Source organism: Enterococcus quebecensis (genome assembly GCF_001730365.1).
In the GTDB taxonomy this organism is placed as follows: Bacteria; Bacillota; Bacilli; order Lactobacillales; family Enterococcaceae; genus Enterococcus_L; species Enterococcus_L quebecensis.
The window spans coordinates 308,902-327,773 of the sequence record NZ_MIKB01000014.1 but is presented as its reverse complement, the minus strand read 5'-3'; the positions used below and the strand labels follow the sequence as shown (position 1 = coordinate 327,773).

General features: G+C 34.3%; 12 protein-coding genes. All 12 read right to left on the bottom strand.

The window, feature by feature from the left end; translation table 11 throughout:
* Positions 1 to 86: 86 nt before the first annotated feature.
* Entirely contained in the window at positions 87 to 719 is a 633-nt protein-coding gene (locus tag BCR23_RS09500; protein ID WP_069635253.1) for a hypothetical protein, read from the bottom strand.
* Entirely contained in the window at positions 712 to 1,815 is a 1,104-nt protein-coding gene (locus BCR23_RS09495) for a WxLIP family cell surface protein (RefSeq protein WP_069635252.1), read from the bottom strand. The genes BCR23_RS09500 and BCR23_RS09495 overlap by 8 nt, the downstream gene beginning before the upstream one ends.
* Before the next feature lie 183 nt (positions 1,816 to 1,998).
* Complete coding sequence (locus tag BCR23_RS09490; RefSeq protein WP_069635251.1) at positions 1,999 to 2,850, bottom strand: WxL domain-containing protein; 852 nt, start codon at positions 2,848 to 2,850, stop codon at positions 1,999 to 2,001.
* A 27-nt stretch (positions 2,851 to 2,877) separates the two neighbouring features.
* The gene (locus tag BCR23_RS09485) at positions 2,878 to 3,699 is read right to left on the bottom strand and encodes a WxL domain-containing protein (protein ID WP_069635250.1); all 822 of its coding nucleotides are present in this window, start codon (positions 3,697 to 3,699) and stop codon (positions 2,878 to 2,880) included.
* Positions 3,700 to 3,745: 46 nt separating this feature from the next.
* Entirely contained in the window at positions 3,746 to 4,567 is an 822-nt protein-coding gene (locus tag BCR23_RS09480) for a WxL domain-containing protein (RefSeq protein WP_069635249.1), read from the bottom strand.
* A gap of 16 nt (positions 4,568 to 4,583) precedes the next feature.
* Positions 4,584 to 5,288, bottom strand: a complete 705-nt coding sequence (locus tag BCR23_RS09475) for a WxL domain-containing protein (RefSeq protein WP_069635248.1) — start codon at positions 5,286 to 5,288, stop codon at positions 4,584 to 4,586.
* Entirely contained in the window at positions 5,285 to 5,587 is a 303-nt protein-coding gene (locus BCR23_RS09470; RefSeq protein ID WP_069635247.1) for an LPXTG cell wall anchor domain-containing protein, read from the bottom strand. The genes BCR23_RS09475 and BCR23_RS09470 overlap by 4 nt, the downstream gene beginning before the upstream one ends.
* An 18-nt stretch (positions 5,588 to 5,605) precedes the next feature.
* Positions 5,606 to 8,842 carry a hypothetical protein gene (locus BCR23_RS09465; protein WP_069635246.1) on the bottom strand — a complete coding sequence of 1,079 codons (3,237 nt, stop codon included), beginning with the start codon at positions 8,840 to 8,842 and terminating at the stop codon, positions 5,606 to 5,608.
* A gap of 146 nt (positions 8,843 to 8,988) precedes the next feature.
* Positions 8,989 to 9,732, bottom strand: a complete 744-nt coding sequence (locus tag BCR23_RS09460; RefSeq protein WP_069635245.1) for a winged helix-turn-helix domain-containing protein — start codon at positions 9,730 to 9,732, stop codon at positions 8,989 to 8,991.
* A gap of 287 nt (positions 9,733 to 10,019) precedes the next feature.
* Positions 10,020 to 11,525, bottom strand: a complete 1,506-nt coding sequence (locus tag BCR23_RS09455; protein ID WP_069635244.1) for a helix-turn-helix domain-containing protein — start codon at positions 11,523 to 11,525, stop codon at positions 10,020 to 10,022.
* Between the two features lie 410 nt (positions 11,526 to 11,935).
* The gene (locus BCR23_RS09450; RefSeq protein WP_069635243.1) at positions 11,936 to 16,576 is read right to left on the bottom strand and encodes an SdrD B-like domain-containing protein; all 4,641 of its coding nucleotides are present in this window, start codon (positions 16,574 to 16,576) and stop codon (positions 11,936 to 11,938) included.
* A gap of 441 nt (positions 16,577 to 17,017) precedes the next feature.
* Positions 17,018 to 17,776: a peptidoglycan amidohydrolase family protein gene (locus BCR23_RS09445; RefSeq protein WP_069635242.1), complete on the bottom strand. Its 759-nt coding sequence runs from the start codon at positions 17,774 to 17,776 to the stop codon at positions 17,018 to 17,020.
* Positions 17,777 to 18,872: the final 1,096 nt, after the last annotated feature.

Here is an 18,872-nt window from a genome sequence, read left to right as displayed (position 1 = left end):
AGGGTTGTTTGTTTGGTATAAAAGTATAATAACCTGAAATTGTGACTATTTTGTGGTGAAAGATTGGTTTATTTTTTACCCATTTGTTACTTTTTAGTTAAATGTAATCCATTGACAGCAAAAGCTTGATTTTGGAATTGAATTTCTTTAGGTATTAGGCCATACTGCCACTTTATCACCTCAAAATGGAAAGATGTATCTAAGTCTTCCACACCAAAAGCGGCTATGTTAGCTTCAGAAGTATATTTAAATGTTATTTGTTCTTTTGTCTCGTTGACTAGTGTGTAATAATTATCTTGTTTCTTGATCGCATCTAGTACGTCTTTGCCTTGCTTTTCTTTGTCAATAATCAAAAGAGCTGATGTCTCTTTTCCCCTATAGCGTGTTGAGTCCACCGGAAAAATAGTTGCGTTCACTTTCATATAGACGCCAGACATGCCATTAAGTTCTTCCACAACCAAATTTGCTTGATTGTCCGATATCTTTAATTCATGTGGCTGGTCAGCTTCTGTTTGCCAACTACCAGCGATTTTTTGATTGATTGGAAGTAAACGATAACTCAACAGCAGCAATAAACTAACTAAAAATAGGATGCTTATACCTACAAACCATTGTCCTAGACTAAAACAAATTATTTTGGCTTTCGAATCCACATCGGCCCGTTGAGAATTTACTAAGGTTATTTCTTCTTTCGTAGGAATACTTTTTTCATCAACCATTTTTTCGACCTGTTTTCCTTAGCGTTTTTTCTGGACGTTTCATTTCTTCTGAATGACGTTGTGGTCTTTTTTTTCTTTTTTTCTTTTTTCTCTGCATTTCTAACCTTCTACGTTGCTCTTTTCTCCTTTTTTGTATCACAATAAATACAATTACCAAAATAACTAATAGTAGAATGCCAATTCCTAATGCTAAATAAAGCCACCAATTGTTTGTTTCCTCTATATCTATCGCTGACTCATTAAGTTTTTTAGCTTCTGCTTGCGTAATCTCAAACTCATCTTGCCACTGCCAGCTTTGACCTGTTATTTTTGATTCTGCTGATAATTCAACCCGATATTTTCCTGCTTTAAAGGGTTGACTCCCCCAAGGAACTTGATAATGAAAATAAGAGTTTGGAGCCATTCGATAGCCTGATACGGCACGTTCTACTAGTACCTCTTGATCGTCTTTAGCGTATATTTTAGCATGATATGAGAGTTCATCTACATTTATTGGCGCTAAATTTCGGATTTTCGATTTGATAATATTACGTCCTGCTTCTTGTGCAGCGAAAGTCTGACCTTTTTCATATAACAAATCGGCTTCAACGAGCTCATCGTTCTCTGTCAATTTGATTCCCACAGAATAAACAACTTTATTCTTTATCTGCATTCCTCCTTCAGAGTTTCCTTGATTATCTTTATCTTCTGAAAGTGATGTTAAATAAATACCGCCTAGTACCATCCCCTTAAATGATTGATTGGGAATTTTTAAACGAATGTTAGTCGTAACCTTGCTTAATGCAGGGATTGTTACTTCTTTATCTGTTGAAGCTATGTCTGTAATAGCAAGTTTTAGAGACTCATCATATTGATAATTTTTTTCTCTTTCCGAATAATCAATCAATCCATTGTCATTGGTTATTCCTGGATTAATCATTACAGAAACTTTCTGATTTTCTTTTGTTGAGTTATATAATTCCAAATCAAGGGTTTGTTCTATACCCGGTTTAACACGTAAATCATAATATGTAACATCGGGATTCAATTGGTTTTCAGGTAACACTGCTTTGACAGAAAAACCGCCTGTTTCAGCACCTTCTGCCCAACTGCCCATTGGTGATCCACATAAAAATCCTACTATACAGCTCACTAAAATACTTATTTTTAGAGCCCGCTGTTTCTTATTATGCTTACTCTTTAGTATGTACAAAATAATCTCCACCTCTATTTATTTGCTAAATTATTATAAGTAAGGGTCGAAGCTATGATACATGTTTCGACCCTCTTCCTTGTTTTTTTAAATTGAATCGATTAATTCCCAAGTGAGTGTGGCTTTATAATTTTTACCTTTTTCAGCTTGTTCTCCTTGTGGTACAAAGAGTTTCACACTTGTATTATTCGTTGCCGCTTTATAATCTTTATCCGATTTGTACTCTTTATCAAAAACAACTGACGAAATTGTAGCATTAGCATTTTTCCCAGTTTTTACCTTCAATAAAGAAAGACTATTTTGTTTACTGATCGGGATAGCTACCGCAGTATCATTTTTCAGTCCTGGAGCATCTAGCAACGTAGAGGCATCTCCATCGCGTCCCAGTGCGTCTTCTTTATCCGCTTTGTTATTTCGAAGCGTTTTATTGTATAACTCAATACGAGTATTTTTTAACTTTTTAGTTGCATCGTTTACTTGTGCAAACTCAGTCGCTGAAACTTTTACTTCAAATTGACCTGTTGTCCCACGTTCATCAACAATTTGGGCAAAGTGAGGAATAGTAATTTTCGGATCTGTTTCTTTCGGTTTCTCTCCATTTGTTGCTACTTGATAGGTTGTCATCAATGCATCGTAACGCATAGATTGCGCTTTAATATTCACTTCACCAAATTTAATGTGTGGAATGTTTGAGAAACGTAAACTACCAGTTGTAAACGTTCCATCCGCTCCGACCCAAATATTGTCTTCTACTGTTCCTGGTTTAACCAACCCTAGAGATTCTGGTGCTGGATCGAGTGGATCAACAGGATTATCCTTAAAGGTTACTGTTGATTCTGTGTTTTTTTCCTCTGTTACTGCTAAACTAGTTATAGGTAGGAATACCATGCTGCTCAAAAGTATGCTTGAAATAATTTTTACTGTTCTTAGCTTTTTCATTTTTTTTCCCCATTTCTGTTCTTCTCGTTAAATACTATCCGTTAGCGTCCAAATCAAATTCGCTGAATATGTCGCTTTTTCTTTTTTATCTTTTCCTGGTGTACGTAGCTGAATACCACTATGATCGATTGAAAGTGCGGCTTGTTTTTCTGCTGCATAAAATGTGGCATCGTTGTCGTAATCTTTTGCTGAAGCAAAAACAATAGAAGTTTTTGACCCGTCTGTTGTTTTCCCCTCTTTCGTTGCCATTACTTTTATAGCATTTCCTTTTACTCCTACTGGAATATCTACAGCATTTGAAGCGTCTAAGCCCAATACCCCGCTGACTAATACGCTAGCATCTGGTTCTACTGTATTAAACAATTGACCTTCATGGATTTCAATCCGGGTATTTTCTAGTGTATTCTTATCATTCTTCGTATTTTGAAATGCTTTTTCTTGGTATACGGTTAGCTCCCACGAACTTTGAATCCCTCGTTCATCTGTAACTTGAGCAAAACTTGGAATTTTTACTTTTGTCTCATCTTCACCTACCGTACCAGATCCCCACAATGCTTGATAATACTCTATTTTGGAACTGATTTTTTGCTGTCCAAAACGAATCGCAGGAACATGTTCAATACGTAAAGAACCGTTTGTAAAACTTCCATCTGTTTTTTCAGGATAAATTCGGGCTCTTTCTTCTGGTCCTTTCCCAGGAACTACAGGATTCCCCCCATTGGCATCATTAGGAATAAATTCTAAAGTCGTTTCTGTTGATGCCTCTGCCGCATCCGTTGTAACCGATTGATTCATGCCTCCGATAAGTGTGATCGTTGACAGACTAAATAAAAACACTCGAAATTTCATCTTCTTCTCCTTCTATACTACATTTTGATATATTAACAGTTTAAACTTATGGTGCTGAAACCAATTCCCAAACTAAGTCTGTACTGTAGTCTTTAGATGTATCAATGATTTGTCCACCAGGAATTGTTAGTTTTACAGCCGCATTTCTTGCTATTTTCGTCTCATCGACTTCGCCATTCTTTGGCGTTCTAACATCTCCTTTAGAAGATACTTTCTTATCCAAATCGCCAACCCGAACAGACCAACTTCCGTATCCTTGGCTTTCAGTGTTTTTAGCTTCAGTGATTTTTACTGAACTACCTACGTCTGTTCCAATAGCCGTTTCTTCCGTCCCTTTTGGAACAGTTGGAAACTGTTCTGCATTGCTGATAGAGCTATTACTTTGAATCGTTATATCTTTAAATGCAAGAGTTGCTTTAAATTGTTTGCCGTCAGTCGAACGAAAAATACGATCATTTTTCAAATTAACTGTCCAACCTTTTGTTCCTCCTCTTAAATCTACAACCTCATAAAAGGTTGGCCGTTCTTCTTTTTTATCGCCAATCTCTATTTCATCAAATAATGCGTAAAAATCTTGTGTCTTGGTTGATAAACGGTTTTGGCCAAATCGAATAGACGGTATATAGTTAAAGCGCAGAGCCCCTGTTGTAGAACTTCCGCCAGCGGGAGGTTTGATTACACTACCGTCTCCTTCGTGTTGACCTCCTTTTCCTGGATCACTGACCTCTATCCCTGTGGAATCAGAGCCATCACCTTCCAAAAAGTGGATGTCCCCTTTAGTCGTTGCCGCTTTTGCAATATTACTTTGGACCGTTATCGCCAACATCAAAGCACTTAGTGTTGCAGCCCCTAATAATGTTTTTTTCATACTGTTTTCTCCTTCTTTACAGACTGTTTGTTAACGTCCAGATTAATGTTGTGTTGTATTGTCCTGCCTCTTTTTTTACCTTTCCAGGAATATAGACAGATATGCTTTTATTAGCTTCGTTCCCCTCCTTTCCAAACTGGATGGACCAAGTCCCTTGCCCTGTTTCTTTAGTTGCTCTGGCAACAAGTACCGGCTCATTTACTTTTGTTAAATTAATCTCTTTTTCTGGAAAATATGGTGCTGTGGCATCAAATAACAGTCCTTTAAGAACTAAATTTCGAAAAGAAAATCTAGTGTTCTCTAGCATAAAACCACGTTCATTAGTCAACGGTCTACTTTGAGTTACAGTCAATTCCCAACCTAAATTTTTTCCAGTTTTATCTGTTAACTGTACAAAATTAGGTACTTCTTTAGATTGATTGGTCTCCTTATCCATAATATTATCTGGTTGCGCAAAATATTCTTGTGAGCGAGTAGACATTGCTTGTGTGCCAAATGACAAATTACTGACGTAACTTAAGCTTAATGCTCCAGCAATTGGTGGCTGATTTGGGACAATGGGTTTCTCTGGTTCTGTTGGGTCTATTGGCTCTTCTGTTGCATCATCTGAAAAAAATTGAATATTTCCACTGGTTGAATGGGCAAAAGCTTTTGTTTCAAATACGTGAATAAGGAAAGATGACAAATATAATGCTAAAAAAATACGACTTATCTTCATCATTTTCGCTTCTCTCCTTTGTATTTTTTGCCAGTAATTATTAACAAAATCAAAAGAAGTAAGAGACCTAAATATGGTAGAGAAAGTACAATTTCTTCCCCTGTTACAGGAAATTTACTACCTATATTTTTGGTTGTTTCATTTTTTTGTGTATCTACTATACCTGTATTTGGAAATTTGTCATCCGTAAATGTCAAACCGACTTGAGATTCCATTTCGGCTCCGTAGCTAATAACAGTTCGATTAAACATTGTCCCTATAAGTAAAAGCGAAAACAGAAAGACAGACAGTTTCTTTTTCATTTTTAAAACTACTCCTTTCTATGGCCCAGTTGCCAATTCCCAGATAATTGTTGCAGAGTAGGATTTTTTCTTAGCTGTTCCGATTGGTACTTGTAATCTAAAATGTCCAGTACTGTCTAAGTTAACACTAGACTTCGTTTGTAACCGATTTGTATTGATCAAACTATTTTTGAATCCAAGCAGATTTTGATCGTAATATAAAACATTTGGAAGTTTATCATTCGTAGTTGAAGTAAAGTCTTTCGTCAGACGAGCATATAATTGCCATCCTTTAACATTTTTTTCTCCTGCTTTCCGATTATCCCCGATAATGATAGCTGGATTGTTGTCTGCCGGCAGTACTGTTTGTTCCTTGGCTAAGACACGACTTTCTTTAAAGGAGATTTGTTTTGGCACAGAGATGAACCTTAATACACCTTTAAAGGATGCATATAGTTGCCATCCCTTACCTTCTTTATAAGGGATCTCCATTCCAGCAAGAGGATATATGGTTGTCTTATCATCTAAAATGTAACCTTTAAACTCATACCCTTGACTCTTGACTGCTTTATCCACCTCGGTCGTTACTTTCGGTTCTTTATCAAAAATAAATGGTTTTCCCACTATTTGCTTAGGCAATTTAACTAGGTTAGTTGTAACATCTTGGTTGTTTTCATCGTAAAGTTTCATCCCTTCTTCATCTATAAAAGAAACCGAAATATCTTCATAACGATACTGTATTGTCCCAACTGTTTGGTCTAGCCTTTTACTTTCTGCTAAAACAGAATTATCTTTTGCTAAAATCTGAAGGATCAATCCTTGACTGACAGCACTTGAAACTGGCTCTGCTTTTCTAAAAGCTTGAAGAGAGTCATCCTTTACTTTTATTTTATTTTGAGTTTCATCAATTAACGTCCCTTTAGAAATTTGATATGCTTTTACATTTCCATATTCTTTCTTTAAGAGTTGATCACTTGAAATAGATTTAGAAATATCCCAAAAGATCGGGAAATTGTTAGAGCTTGTGCTAAAAACATAATCGCCATCAGCTTCTCCACCAACGAATACTTTTACTTTTATTTCTTTCATTGGCTCCCCTGCAATAGCACCATATTTTAGCCGGAAAGTTAAATCATATATTTGCGTTTCTTTTGGATTAGCAGAAGATGCACTATTGATTCTTTTTAAATCTTCTTGATCTACTTCAACATTTAATACACCACCGGAAAGTCTATTGCCTTTGATCCTATCCCAAGCATGTAACCTTGCAAAATCATCCGTTCTTCTTAACATTCCCTCTGTTAGTGTCTGTGCTTGTTCAAAACTAATCGCAAAATTATGCGCATCCATCACGGCTTTGTCATTATAAACAGAGTTACTTGATAAAACACTCACAATACTTGATGTAACCGAAAACTGTTTTTGAGAGTCTGTTACAAAATAGGTAACTCGTTGAGGTCCTGTTTTTTTAATATCAAAACCTAACGCTTTCCAATCAATTGGTTGTGTAATATCTTGAGGATTACGGTTAATTCTGGCATTTAACCATTGTTGATCCTTTAAATCCATACTTTTATTAAAATCATAAAAATCGTAAACTTTCACTGCATTACTATGCTCAAATTTACCAGTAGGAGAACCTGTCAGTAATTTTCTTTCTACATTTTCAGGAATTTGATAAATTGGATTGTTAGGATTAATCAATTGATCTTTCGGCGCCCGAATAACGGGTGGAAAATCAGCGACTTGTTTGATATTTCCATAAAAAATATTATTTTTGGTGTCTACTCGTTTAGTTGTAGGTCCACCACTTGGATATGAGCTTACAAACTGCGTTCCTTGTAAAGTTCCAGCTAAATGGACATTATCACCTTCCATAGAAACAATTGCGTTAGGTAGTACACGTTCCCCACCTGTACCTATAGCAGACATACTTTCAATATTAAAGTTTTTATCCATAAATCCTGAAACAACACTAGGCTCTGTTCCATACCCTTTAAAATCACCTGTAAAGGATGATACATATCCGAAAAATACTACTTTTCCAGTATGTTCATTTCTTGAAAAATGAAAAGAACTTGGACTTGTTCCTCTAGGATATTCTTTCACTAGACGAACCGTTCCAGTAACGGTGTCTAAACATTTCAAATACAATGGATTTTTAGTTGAACTTGATTCAAAAAAATAGATATTATCAACATCAGAAATTTCACTCTTAATACTAATTGAAGTATCTCCTGATGAAGGTTCATACATGTATTTTATTTTTCCAGTAGTAGCATCCCACACATTTAGAAATGAGTATTGTGGTATATCTACTGTTCGGTCTGTTTTCCCTAGTGTTGCAACTCCAACAAAATCGCCATTTCTAGCTCTAGTTACCTGTGCTAATCCGTCATATGCTGAAATTGGTTTGGGAACCCCTAACTTTTTGGAATATAAATCATCTGCGTCCATAGCTTCTAGTTTATTCAAGGTTGAATACACGGCATCTTTTGACACAGTAAAGACATTATAATTTTTCTTTTCAGATGAGCGCCAATATATATAAGACGTCTTATATATATTATTGTCAAAATCCGTACTTGATCGATTATACGTTTGTCCTTCTAAAGCAAAATTTTCACTTGAAATGATCTTTCGACTAACCATATTTAGATCATTATCAATTGTCAAAATCGCTGGCCCTTTCTCATCTCCCACATAGCCTGAATAGACGATGCTGTATGTTCCATTTTTATTATCAGCAATTAGTTCAAAGCTACTTTCTGATTTTTGAATTTCATTATTGTTTTTAGTTGAATTTAAATCCGGTGTCTTCCCATCTATCCATAATCTTTTAAGAATTTGATTATCTTTTGAAAGAAGAACAACTTCAGACGCTACCATCCAATCAGGATCTTCTAATCCATAAGTTGAATGAGACCATATCTCCAGAATGTTTCCGTTTGATGTTTTTACCGCACCGTAAACCGTATCATTAATTGGTGAACTGCTTCCGTAAAGTTCTTCTTTTGTTAGATTGATAACACTGGATTCCCCTTGAAAATAATCTGGATACTTAAGCTTTAACTCTGGCTCATATATTGGTAGTGAATCCGTAGGGACTACTACTGACAATTCAGTCCCAGCATCAATAATACTTTTCTCAACCGGATGTGCTTTAATGTTTGTATTAGAACGATTTGTTAAAAAGAAAACCATCGCAACTCCAAAAATCATGCACAAACAAACAACCACTTTATACCTTCGTTTTAGGTGAATAAACTTACTCATTACTTTTCCTCCTTTCTAAAAGTAATAACTCCTTCATTGATCCAGCTATCACCTTCCATTTTTTCGCTCCCACCCCATCCAACCTGAACCTTGCCAATACTTTAATTACGAAAGAACTGTATTGGTTTGAGCTTTTTTCTAAAAGTTTATTCACCTCCAACTCTGTATCCCATTGAACGCACAGTTTGGATAAAGCCAGAACTGTGATTATGTTGTTCAATTTTACATCTTAATTTGTAAACAATATTTGCTGTACGATATCTACTAATTTTCCAATCTGCGTTATTGTCATTCCAAATGAAATCCCCTAATTCCTGATAGGTAACAGCTCTGCCTAAGTTTTCATTTAAAATACTCATAAAACGAAATTCCAATCTGGTCAAAAAAATTTCCGTTTCTTCTATGCAAATACTTAGATTACTTTCTTTCAATTTGAAGCCTGATATTTTTTCTTTTTTTATATTTTTATTTGACTGTTTTTCAATAAAAGTTTCTTTTGCAAATTTTTTTTGTAAATTCTTTAATTTTTCTATCTGATGGAAGTTGAAACGTATTAACTCTTTGACCGTTACCATTTCTTTCACACAAACAGTTCCATCCGCTCCCAAACTAGAATAAACTAATCGATAAGGGAGTTGATCTGACAAAGAAAACACCCATAGATAAGTCGGATTATATTTTTTTACAGATAAAATCAATTGACCAATTTCTCCAGCAGCTAATGCCTCATCTTCTAAAATACAAATGATTTGTGGTGAAAAGTCATTGTCATCTATAAGATCTAGTTCATTTGGCAATAAAACATCTACTTTCCCTCCTAAATCTTCAAATTCTTGAATATACGATTGTGCAGTTTCTTTATTTAATGTAATTAATACAATATGCTCCATTGTTTAAAAGTCCTCCTATTTATTATCTAAACATTATATTTACCCACTAAGTTTTGGATCTTTTCAAATATTTTGTAAAAGGTAAAGAATATGTATATTTTTTCTTAAAAAGTAAATGTTTTTTATTTCTTTATTATTTATATCATTTTTAATTAATTAAAATTATTCAGTTTTTCCTAACGAGTTATCCCAAAGTGGCGTCAAAAATAATAAGAGTGTAAAACCTTACTAAAAATCAGTTAGGTTTTACACTCTTCTATCAATAGGTCTTATTCTTCATGTCTTATCTATTCATATGATGCTGAGTTTATTTTATTTAAAATTTCATTATCTATTGCTTCAATTAATCGATGAATAGCGTAATAATCAGAAAAAGTCTGCACGAATACTTTATTAGTTGAAGTATCCGTTGTTTTATATTCTTTATCTGTAACAAAAAGATCAACATCTGAACTATATATATCTAAAATAACGACTTTATCAGAAAAAATAGTTTCAATTTTTCTACGAATAATATCTGCGATATATACTTTAGAATTTTGAACATATATTTTGACTTTTTCTTTATTTTGAACTGGTTCAATTCTACATAACAGACTGTATACTAGTAAATAAACTTGCCTTTTAAACGATATCTGATTTTTTTCTCCTTGAATGTTTAAAAGTCTTGAGAATGCTTTATATTCACTTTCCCAACTCTCAACTATCCCCGTAACTCTTTTAAATAGTTCATCCTCATAAACATTTCGCTTTGTATAAACTTCTTCTTCATATTCATAAAAAAATCTTCTTGTATCATAAAAACTGGCTATCGCATAGATAAAAAACAGCGTCACACTGGTACGGATAAAATTGTGACTTTTTTTATTATTTTTGAAAAAGGTTCTTATTATTGAGTCTATTAAAGAATTACATATCTCGTCAAAATTAGGCGTGTTTTTAATATTGACTATCAGTTCGTTGTCTTCAACATATTTCTCCATTCTAATTACTTGAATCCTTAGCATTGAAACAAAGAGATAGTCAATTTCTGAAGGTTTATTTTCAAAGTAGGGAAAATAGTTGATAATATAATTAGAAATATCCGTATATATTTCTGATAATTTCCCTTTCATTTCTAAATCTATTTGTCTTTTTTTAACGAGAACATATCCTTGGCTATTCCTTTTAATAGTAATGTACAATAATAATCTCATTAATTCTTTTTGAGCAGAATCCATTTGAAAAATTGCAGGGAATTCCACATCCAATGAATGTTCTAAAAAGTTATATGCCTCTTTTGAAAAGATCCAGTTAGAACTAGCATTGGAGAAAAAATGCAAGAAAAAATTGCGAATGCGATACTCCTCACTTTTCAACTCACCGTTAACAGTCATTTCAAGTCCAAAACTTTCTAGTAAATCCCGAAGCTTTTTTTTATATCTTATGCATGTAGTTGTGCTGATGTAGTAGTTTTCACAAATGTATTTATTTTCAACACGTCCTTTCAAAAACAACTCTTTGATCATAATAAATAAAATGGACTTCTCTAAATAAAAAAAAGAAACATCCACGTGCGAACTATTACTAAGCTTGACCGATTCAACTTTTCCCACCTTATTATAGTAAATCTCTAGATTCTTTTTATCAATATATGTATTCTCTTCAAAAGAGTCTATAACACTACGAACTGTTTTATAAGATAGTTGTGTTGCCAAACATATCTCTGACATATTTACACTTTTGTTTTCATTTATTAAAAAATCTAATACTTTAATCTTATTATTATCATGTTCACCAATAAATTCCTTCATAGCATTCTCTCTCCATATTCATTGTTTAGTTCAATTATATACTCTGCTATTTGTTGTTGTCTATGAGCATGTAGCTCTTTAATGTGATAATTATTCATTTTCCTTATCATAATTATTTATTTTTTTAACAAAAAATCCCATTGGTGCACTGATAATTTCTATCTAATATATCATAAAAGCCTTCTAGCTATCTTTGATAGCAAAAAGTTTTTTATGCAGAAAAAGACCCACTCTTTGGGGAAGAGTGGGAAAAGGAGTTAAAAATGAAAAAGTGTTTTGTTAGGGTTGTCTGTTTGGTATGAATCTATAATAACTTGAAATTGTGACTATTTTGTGGCGAAAAATTGGTTTATTTTTTACGATTTTCTATTTAAATTTTGAATTTTTCTTTAAGTTTTCTCTCTATTTCCTCAAAATTTTCTAAATCGATTTCTGTTCAATAGAGAAAAGCCCATAGTTCCTATAATCATCATAACGCCCATAAAAATATATTGTTCCGTTTTTTCACCAGTTCTTGGAAACTTCGTTTGATTTGAACGATTGCTATTATTATTTCCAGTCGTTGTAGTATTCCCGTAGCTTCCACTTGTATTGTCAATGAGGTTATTGTTTTGTTCTTCACTGGAACTTGTACTACTAGTTTCTTTCTCACTTGTTGATTCTTCTGGCCTGCTAGGTCTAGGTTTCTCCTCTGGGTCAGGATTTACATTATCACCAACATACGTATTTGTAATTGTAAATGTGGTATTATCCACTTCACTAGTATACATCTCAGGTACATCAACTTCTTTTATTGTATAAACATATTTTTGATCACTTTGCGGTTTATACTCCGGTAGTCCATCTATAGAGAATTCCCATTCATCTGTTTTATTCGCTTTAACCATAAATGGCTTTCCATAAGACTCCCCATCTTGTAACACTTGTACATTAATTGATTGAGGTCGTTGATTTTTTTGGTTTTGATCGCCTTTCCAAATTTTCTTACCTTTTATGCTGGTATATGTTGGCAAATCAAATACTAAACCTAGATCCCAATCGGTATTCACACCTTTCTTTACTTCGATCTTATCTGTTTGTCCATTGATGTTGAATCTTGAATTTTGTTTTTCAGTTATTTCTCCCTTAATTGTCGCAGCATACTCGCTAGGGATTTCTGCATGAATTTGGTAGCTTCCTGGTTTGATTTGTGAGCCGCTAAAATAATATTTTCCATTAGCTGCGGTCTCCACTGTTTTTACCAAAACTTCCTGTCTTGTGTGATCCATGCGATAAAGAGAGACTTTGACATTACTTACTGGACGTTCACCAGCAGACTGTAGTCCGTCACGATCACTATCGTGCCAGATATACCCATCGATAGTCGTTGGTTCTGTATAACCGCCATCGATGTTCAGTGGGTTTGATTCGGTCGATAAATCAACAAAGGTTTCTCCATATTGTTTGTCTGCCTCAAGTTCTAGAAAATCATTGTCGATTGCCTTATCCGAACCTGTTCGATATGTGGTTAAATTAAAATTTGAACTTACGCGCTTGACCGTTACACGATATTTTTTATTATAGAGATGTTCAAATTCATAGGAGCCATCCCCTTTTGTTTTTGTTGTGCTAACTAAATCATTGTTCCAATCATAAAGATTAACTTCGGCGTTCGGGATTCTTGCTTCTGAACCTTCTCTTAGTCCGTTAGCATTTTCATCTGACCATAAAACGCCAGCTATTTTTTTAGTCGGCTCTTCTTTACCAAGATAAACACCAGATTTCACTGGTTCACCGATTTCTAAAGTAGCATTGGTTGCACCATCTATATAACTGCCCCCCACAGCAAAACTATTCCAGATCGTCTCTATGTCACTCTCAACTTTAGGAATATGATAAGAGAGATTAAAAGAAACGGTTTTTTGGCTGTCTAAGCCATCTTTTTTTATGATTTTAATTGCTGTTGCAGATTTATCTACTGGTGTTTGTCCATCCCAAACTTGCCATGTAGACTTGTCATTTGTTAATTGCTGTAATTCTGTTAAATTATTTTGGGCAGTCGTATTCATTGAATAATAAAGCTCATAGTTTCCATCTAAAGCAGAACCATCTGCCAAAGTGATTGCTTTTAATTGTCCACCGACTGTTGAATGACGACCACTTTCTGAAATGGTCATTGTATCATTTTTACTTGGAAGATTATCGATGATATGCAGTTCATTGATTTTAATATCGCCACTGTTTGGTACCTTTAAACGATAGGTAACATCGGTTCCTCCATCTTGATTTAAAAGATTGATAACACGGGAGAAATTGATACCGTCTTTAGAGATTTCCTTTTTACTATCTACGCCTACCGAGCGATTAAAATTGACTTGACGATACTTAGACATAGATGCTACAACTCCACCAACGCCTGGAACACCCGAAACCCAATCAGCTCCACCATCATAGTTTTGTTTTGTATCTCCAGAGACCAAATAATTGTTAAACTCTTCTACTTTTTTTACTTTTTCAGAACCATTGGCAGTAATTTTTACAGCATGGTTGTCATTATATCCTTCATTATTTCGCCAATCATTATTATAACGAATGACCACTAATTGTGTATTGTCATCCACTTGTTTAATCTCAATTTGTGCATTAGGATCGTTTTGTGGATTTACCAGCTCGACATGTTCAATGTTAATAGTAGTGGGTACTGTTATATACAAAATCGCATCTTTTAATGCACCTGAACCATAAACATTATTTACATTTATTTGATAACTAAATGTAGAACCAATATCATTGACTTTGGGAGAAAATGGCTGTTCCCAATTGGAATAACCTGGATATGCCCCTTCACCAGTAAAAATTGTCGTTGCGGTTTGCGTATTATTAGTATCATCCTGATTTGCTTCATAACCACCCTTTACAAAAGCTTCATACGAGCTTTCAGGAGCCTTAGCATGCTTGCGGTCTCCGTAAATATACAAGGTATTTGTCAAACCGTCTTTTAACGAAAGATCAGGATTTTTGACACCTTCCATGGTTTTACCAATCGCTGAGATTGATACTTTACCTGCATCTTTAGGCAATTGTTTTGAACCTTGATACGTAAATACATATTTGACTGTAGTAACATAGTCACCTTTTGCTAATCCTAAACTAGCTACTTGAACTGTATTAGCTAGACTTGTTGAACCCATTGACTGCCAGTTGCGATTGTTTTTCGTTTGATACAATAATTCAGTACTAACTAGCCCTGTAATCTCAGGGTTTTTACTCTTTTGGGCAGACCATGAAAAACTTTGGTAACGGAACCCTTCAAAGAAATCCGGTTCGTTAGTCTTTCTAATAGGATCATCCACCAAGTAAACATCCCGCATATCTAATCTTGGTGTAAACGTCAATGTATAGGCTAACGTTTGATCTTTTTCTTTAAGAACTTTTGCTGGAGCTGTTTTTGTAAAAAATTTGATGCCAGGATAACCAGATAAATTTTCGATTGCCGGAACTGTTTCTGACAAAATAGCTTCATCATTTACCTGTGTTCCGTCTAGTCTTTCTCCAGTCAAAGTCGCTTTGATTTCATGCGTTTTAGAAGTGCCTGTAGCAGAATATGGATATTCATATGTCAGTTCAACTGCTGTTGTGGCATTGGTTACATTGATATCACCAACGAAAATATCAACAGTATATACACCATTTGCAGGCCCACTCACAGGATAATTTTTCCCTTGATACATTACACTATATAACTCAATATCTGCTGGAAATTCAATATGCAACTTACCGTTTTTAATGTTTACTCCGCCGATTTCTGTTTCAGGAATGATTTTTATTTTTGATGTATGAACCTCAATCGGTTCTGCATCAGGATCTTTTTCAGCAACTAAGTGGTTCGGTTGCTCATAAATTTTCGGTTGAATTCCTTCTAGTAATTTCTCTTTCCCTTCAGCATTACTTGCAGTAACTTTGAGTAAACCATTCAGTTTCGTTGCAGGTATACTAATTCCTTTTTTAAAACGTAAACCAAATGGAACATCTAGCATTCTACCTGCTGGCAACTCTTTTAAATAATCAATTGTTACTCTCGTTTCTGAACCAACTTTTTCGGTCTTTATTTGATAATTGTTACTTGTAGGTAATGAAATAATATCAACACTATCAGGCAGTGTGACCAATATCTGAACATTCTTTATCGGGTCTTCAGACTCTCCGATACTGCCGCTGTTTACCCGCACAGTCATATCAAAATATTCACCTGCTAAAGGCGTCGTATTGGAATAAACCTCTGATATAGAAAGCTTCGCTACCATTTGGTTCTTGTTTTTAGCACTTAATTCCTCATTATTTGTAAGGGGAGCTTCTGCGAGTGTATTGTCTAATTCTGATATTTCTGTAACAACTTGATTATCTTCAGAAAAAGTCACTGATAAAGCTAATTTTTGTGACTCTTCCTTATTTCCTTCATAGATCAATTGAATAGAATCAAGTAAAATAAGATTGTTTTGATCCGTGTCCTCTTTCAATGCTTGTTTTTCGATCACTACATCTATTTCTTCTTGGTACTGTCTTTGTGTACCAACCGAAATAGATCTAATGACTTCCCATTGCCCCGTTTGTGGAAGATTACGAACATGGACAAATGGGTTTTGACTAGAAAGTGTTCCCTTGAAATTACTACCCATATCAATAATGTAGCTTAACTCAGTTTGCTCATTGTCAGAGATATTTCCTTTTATACGTAAAGTTCCTTTCCAGTAATCTTGGGTAGCTGTTTCATTCAAATGATGAGTTTCTTCCCTTCCATTTGCTGATACCCATGAAACATTTAATTGATTCTCCTGAACTGGATCAATGGACGGACGTTCACTCTCAGCAATCGTTTCTTCAGAACTAGTAGTTGTTGTACTAGCTGCTAGTTGTTCCTGACCTATCGGTGAACTTGGAGCTTCTGTTTCTACTGTCTTTTCAACATCTTTTTCTAATAGATCTGTAGATACACCGTAAGCGTTGATTGGCCCTAAAATAATAGGTGCTATCAGACATATCAACATGAGTAACGTTGTTATCTTTTTTTTCATCGACTCTCTCCTTTTTCTATAAAAATATAGTTTGATCACAAAATCACAATATACAAAACATACTAAAAGATTATTTTACAAACCTTTTTGTTCTTTATATACAAAAAAATATTAACATTTTTTACATAAAAAAACAAATACATTATAATTGTATCTAAAATATATTGTTTTAACTTTGTACTAACAAATCTAGGGTTAAAAGTATAGGGAGAAACAAAAAAAGACCCACTCTTTGGGGAAGAGTGGGAAAAGGAGTTAAAAAATGAAAAAGTGTTTTGTTAGGGTTGTTTGTTTGGTATGAATCTATAATAACCTGAAATTGTGACTATTCTGTGGTGAAAGATTGGTTTATTTTTTACGATTGTTTGGTTAAAGTCTGAATTTCATTTTGTTTTCTATAATATGTGCTTTCACAGCTCCCTTTTTCAACTCCATAATAGGTCAATTAAAGAAACCTTTTCCCCATGTCGTATCCGTCTGTCCATCATCTGGCCCTACTGCGACATAGCGTCGGTTGGTACCAGAGTCCGTATAACTGATCCAAACATAGCCATTACTATGAATATAGTGATCATAATTGATGCTCATTCCAGATAAATAATAATCTAGCGCCGGGCTAAGTTTGTCATCTGGATTCGTGTCTTTACTGACCGCCAATTGTCTATCAGGATAAAAGGTTCCTTTCATCGGAATCAATCCAGACTGCTGTTCTTGAGGCGCAGGTTTTGGGTTATTTAGCTGCGGTTTTTGCGGAATACTTTCATTTTTTCCATAGCGATAAATAGTAATTGTCGGACAACCATTTAACGACCAGATCGTATCATGATCATTTATTGTGATACCATTGTAGCCATAGTTACAGTGAATGATATTATCTTGATTATCAATAAAAATTCCAGTATGACCTGCTGCACCCCCAGAAGAGCCACGGGTTCCCCAAATAAAAACATCTCCTTTTCTAGCTGGATAGTTGCCCGATGCATCTGCTTTTACCTGAGTCCAACCAGCTTTTTCAAGATGGACAAAAAGTGTATCTGTATTCCCCATTGTTCCATTTTGCAAAAATCCGCCACTAATTAAAGATAAATAAACGGCGCTGGAACAGTCATAACTATCAGGGCCTAGGCGTGCGTTCATTGAATAAGTAACCTTTCCTTTGCGATCAGTCATCCATTTGATCATTTTTTCTAAATCATACATTCATTTATACTCCTTTACTATTCACTTTACTTTGGTAAAGACAGCGAACTTATTTTGATATTTTATATAATGATTCTTAAAATGCCTGTTACGAAAACTTTTTTCAAATAATCGTTCTAGCTATTTCTTGAACCTTTTGAACCGTCTCTTCATCTTCCATCCAATCAGCTTGTTGAATCCTTTTATAAATCATCGCCATCTTCTTCGGTGTCTCTGGATCTTTATTTAGAAAAATTTTTGATTCAAACAACTGATATGCGAACGTGTTAATGATGTCTACATCTAATTTTCTTTGTATTTGAAGAATGTACGTTAGTGGAGGATTCCATTTTTTACTGGCAGCTTGTTGCGCCTTTCCCCCGACTAACTCAGACCAATTTAGTTGCTTTTCTATTCTTATTTCATCGATTACTTCCCAAAAATCTTCGATTGTTTTTATTGTACGTATTTGTCTCGCTCCCTTTCTTTTTAATTTTTCTTTATGAGTTGATTTTACTGTAAAAATTTCTCCTAATACTGTTGATATTCTCCCGAAAAACTTTCATGTTTGTTTGATAATTGACGCAAAAAAAATCTAATAACTATGTATTAGATCCTGATACTGCCATTATTAATGTTGTATTTGAGGAGAAAAGCAGTGAGTATTTTACTTAAATGTTTCACATGAAACAAAAAAAGCTTGAGAATAACCAGATAACTGATTAATAGTCCAATTGGGGTGGTTATTGATAACATCTCCAACATACTACAACACAATACCTCCTTGAGAAGGACTGTTTGGGAACGTTTCTTTTAACATCCTGTTGAAATCCTTACCGTTTATCTTTAAAATTGGGATCAACCGAATATACAATCTCGTTCAGAATCATTTGGATATTTTACTTTATCTATTGTTTTGCACTCTTATCTATCTTTAAAATCACTTAATTTATGTAATACACATTCTATCCTACCTTACGATAAATACAGTATTTTTTAGTCTTCAACAATTTATGTACATAATCATAGTGTCAAAAACAAAACAGCCGAAAACTTTTTTGAATTCACAAGATACTTGGTATACATTAGACAGATTTTAACTATTGGTTCAGCAACA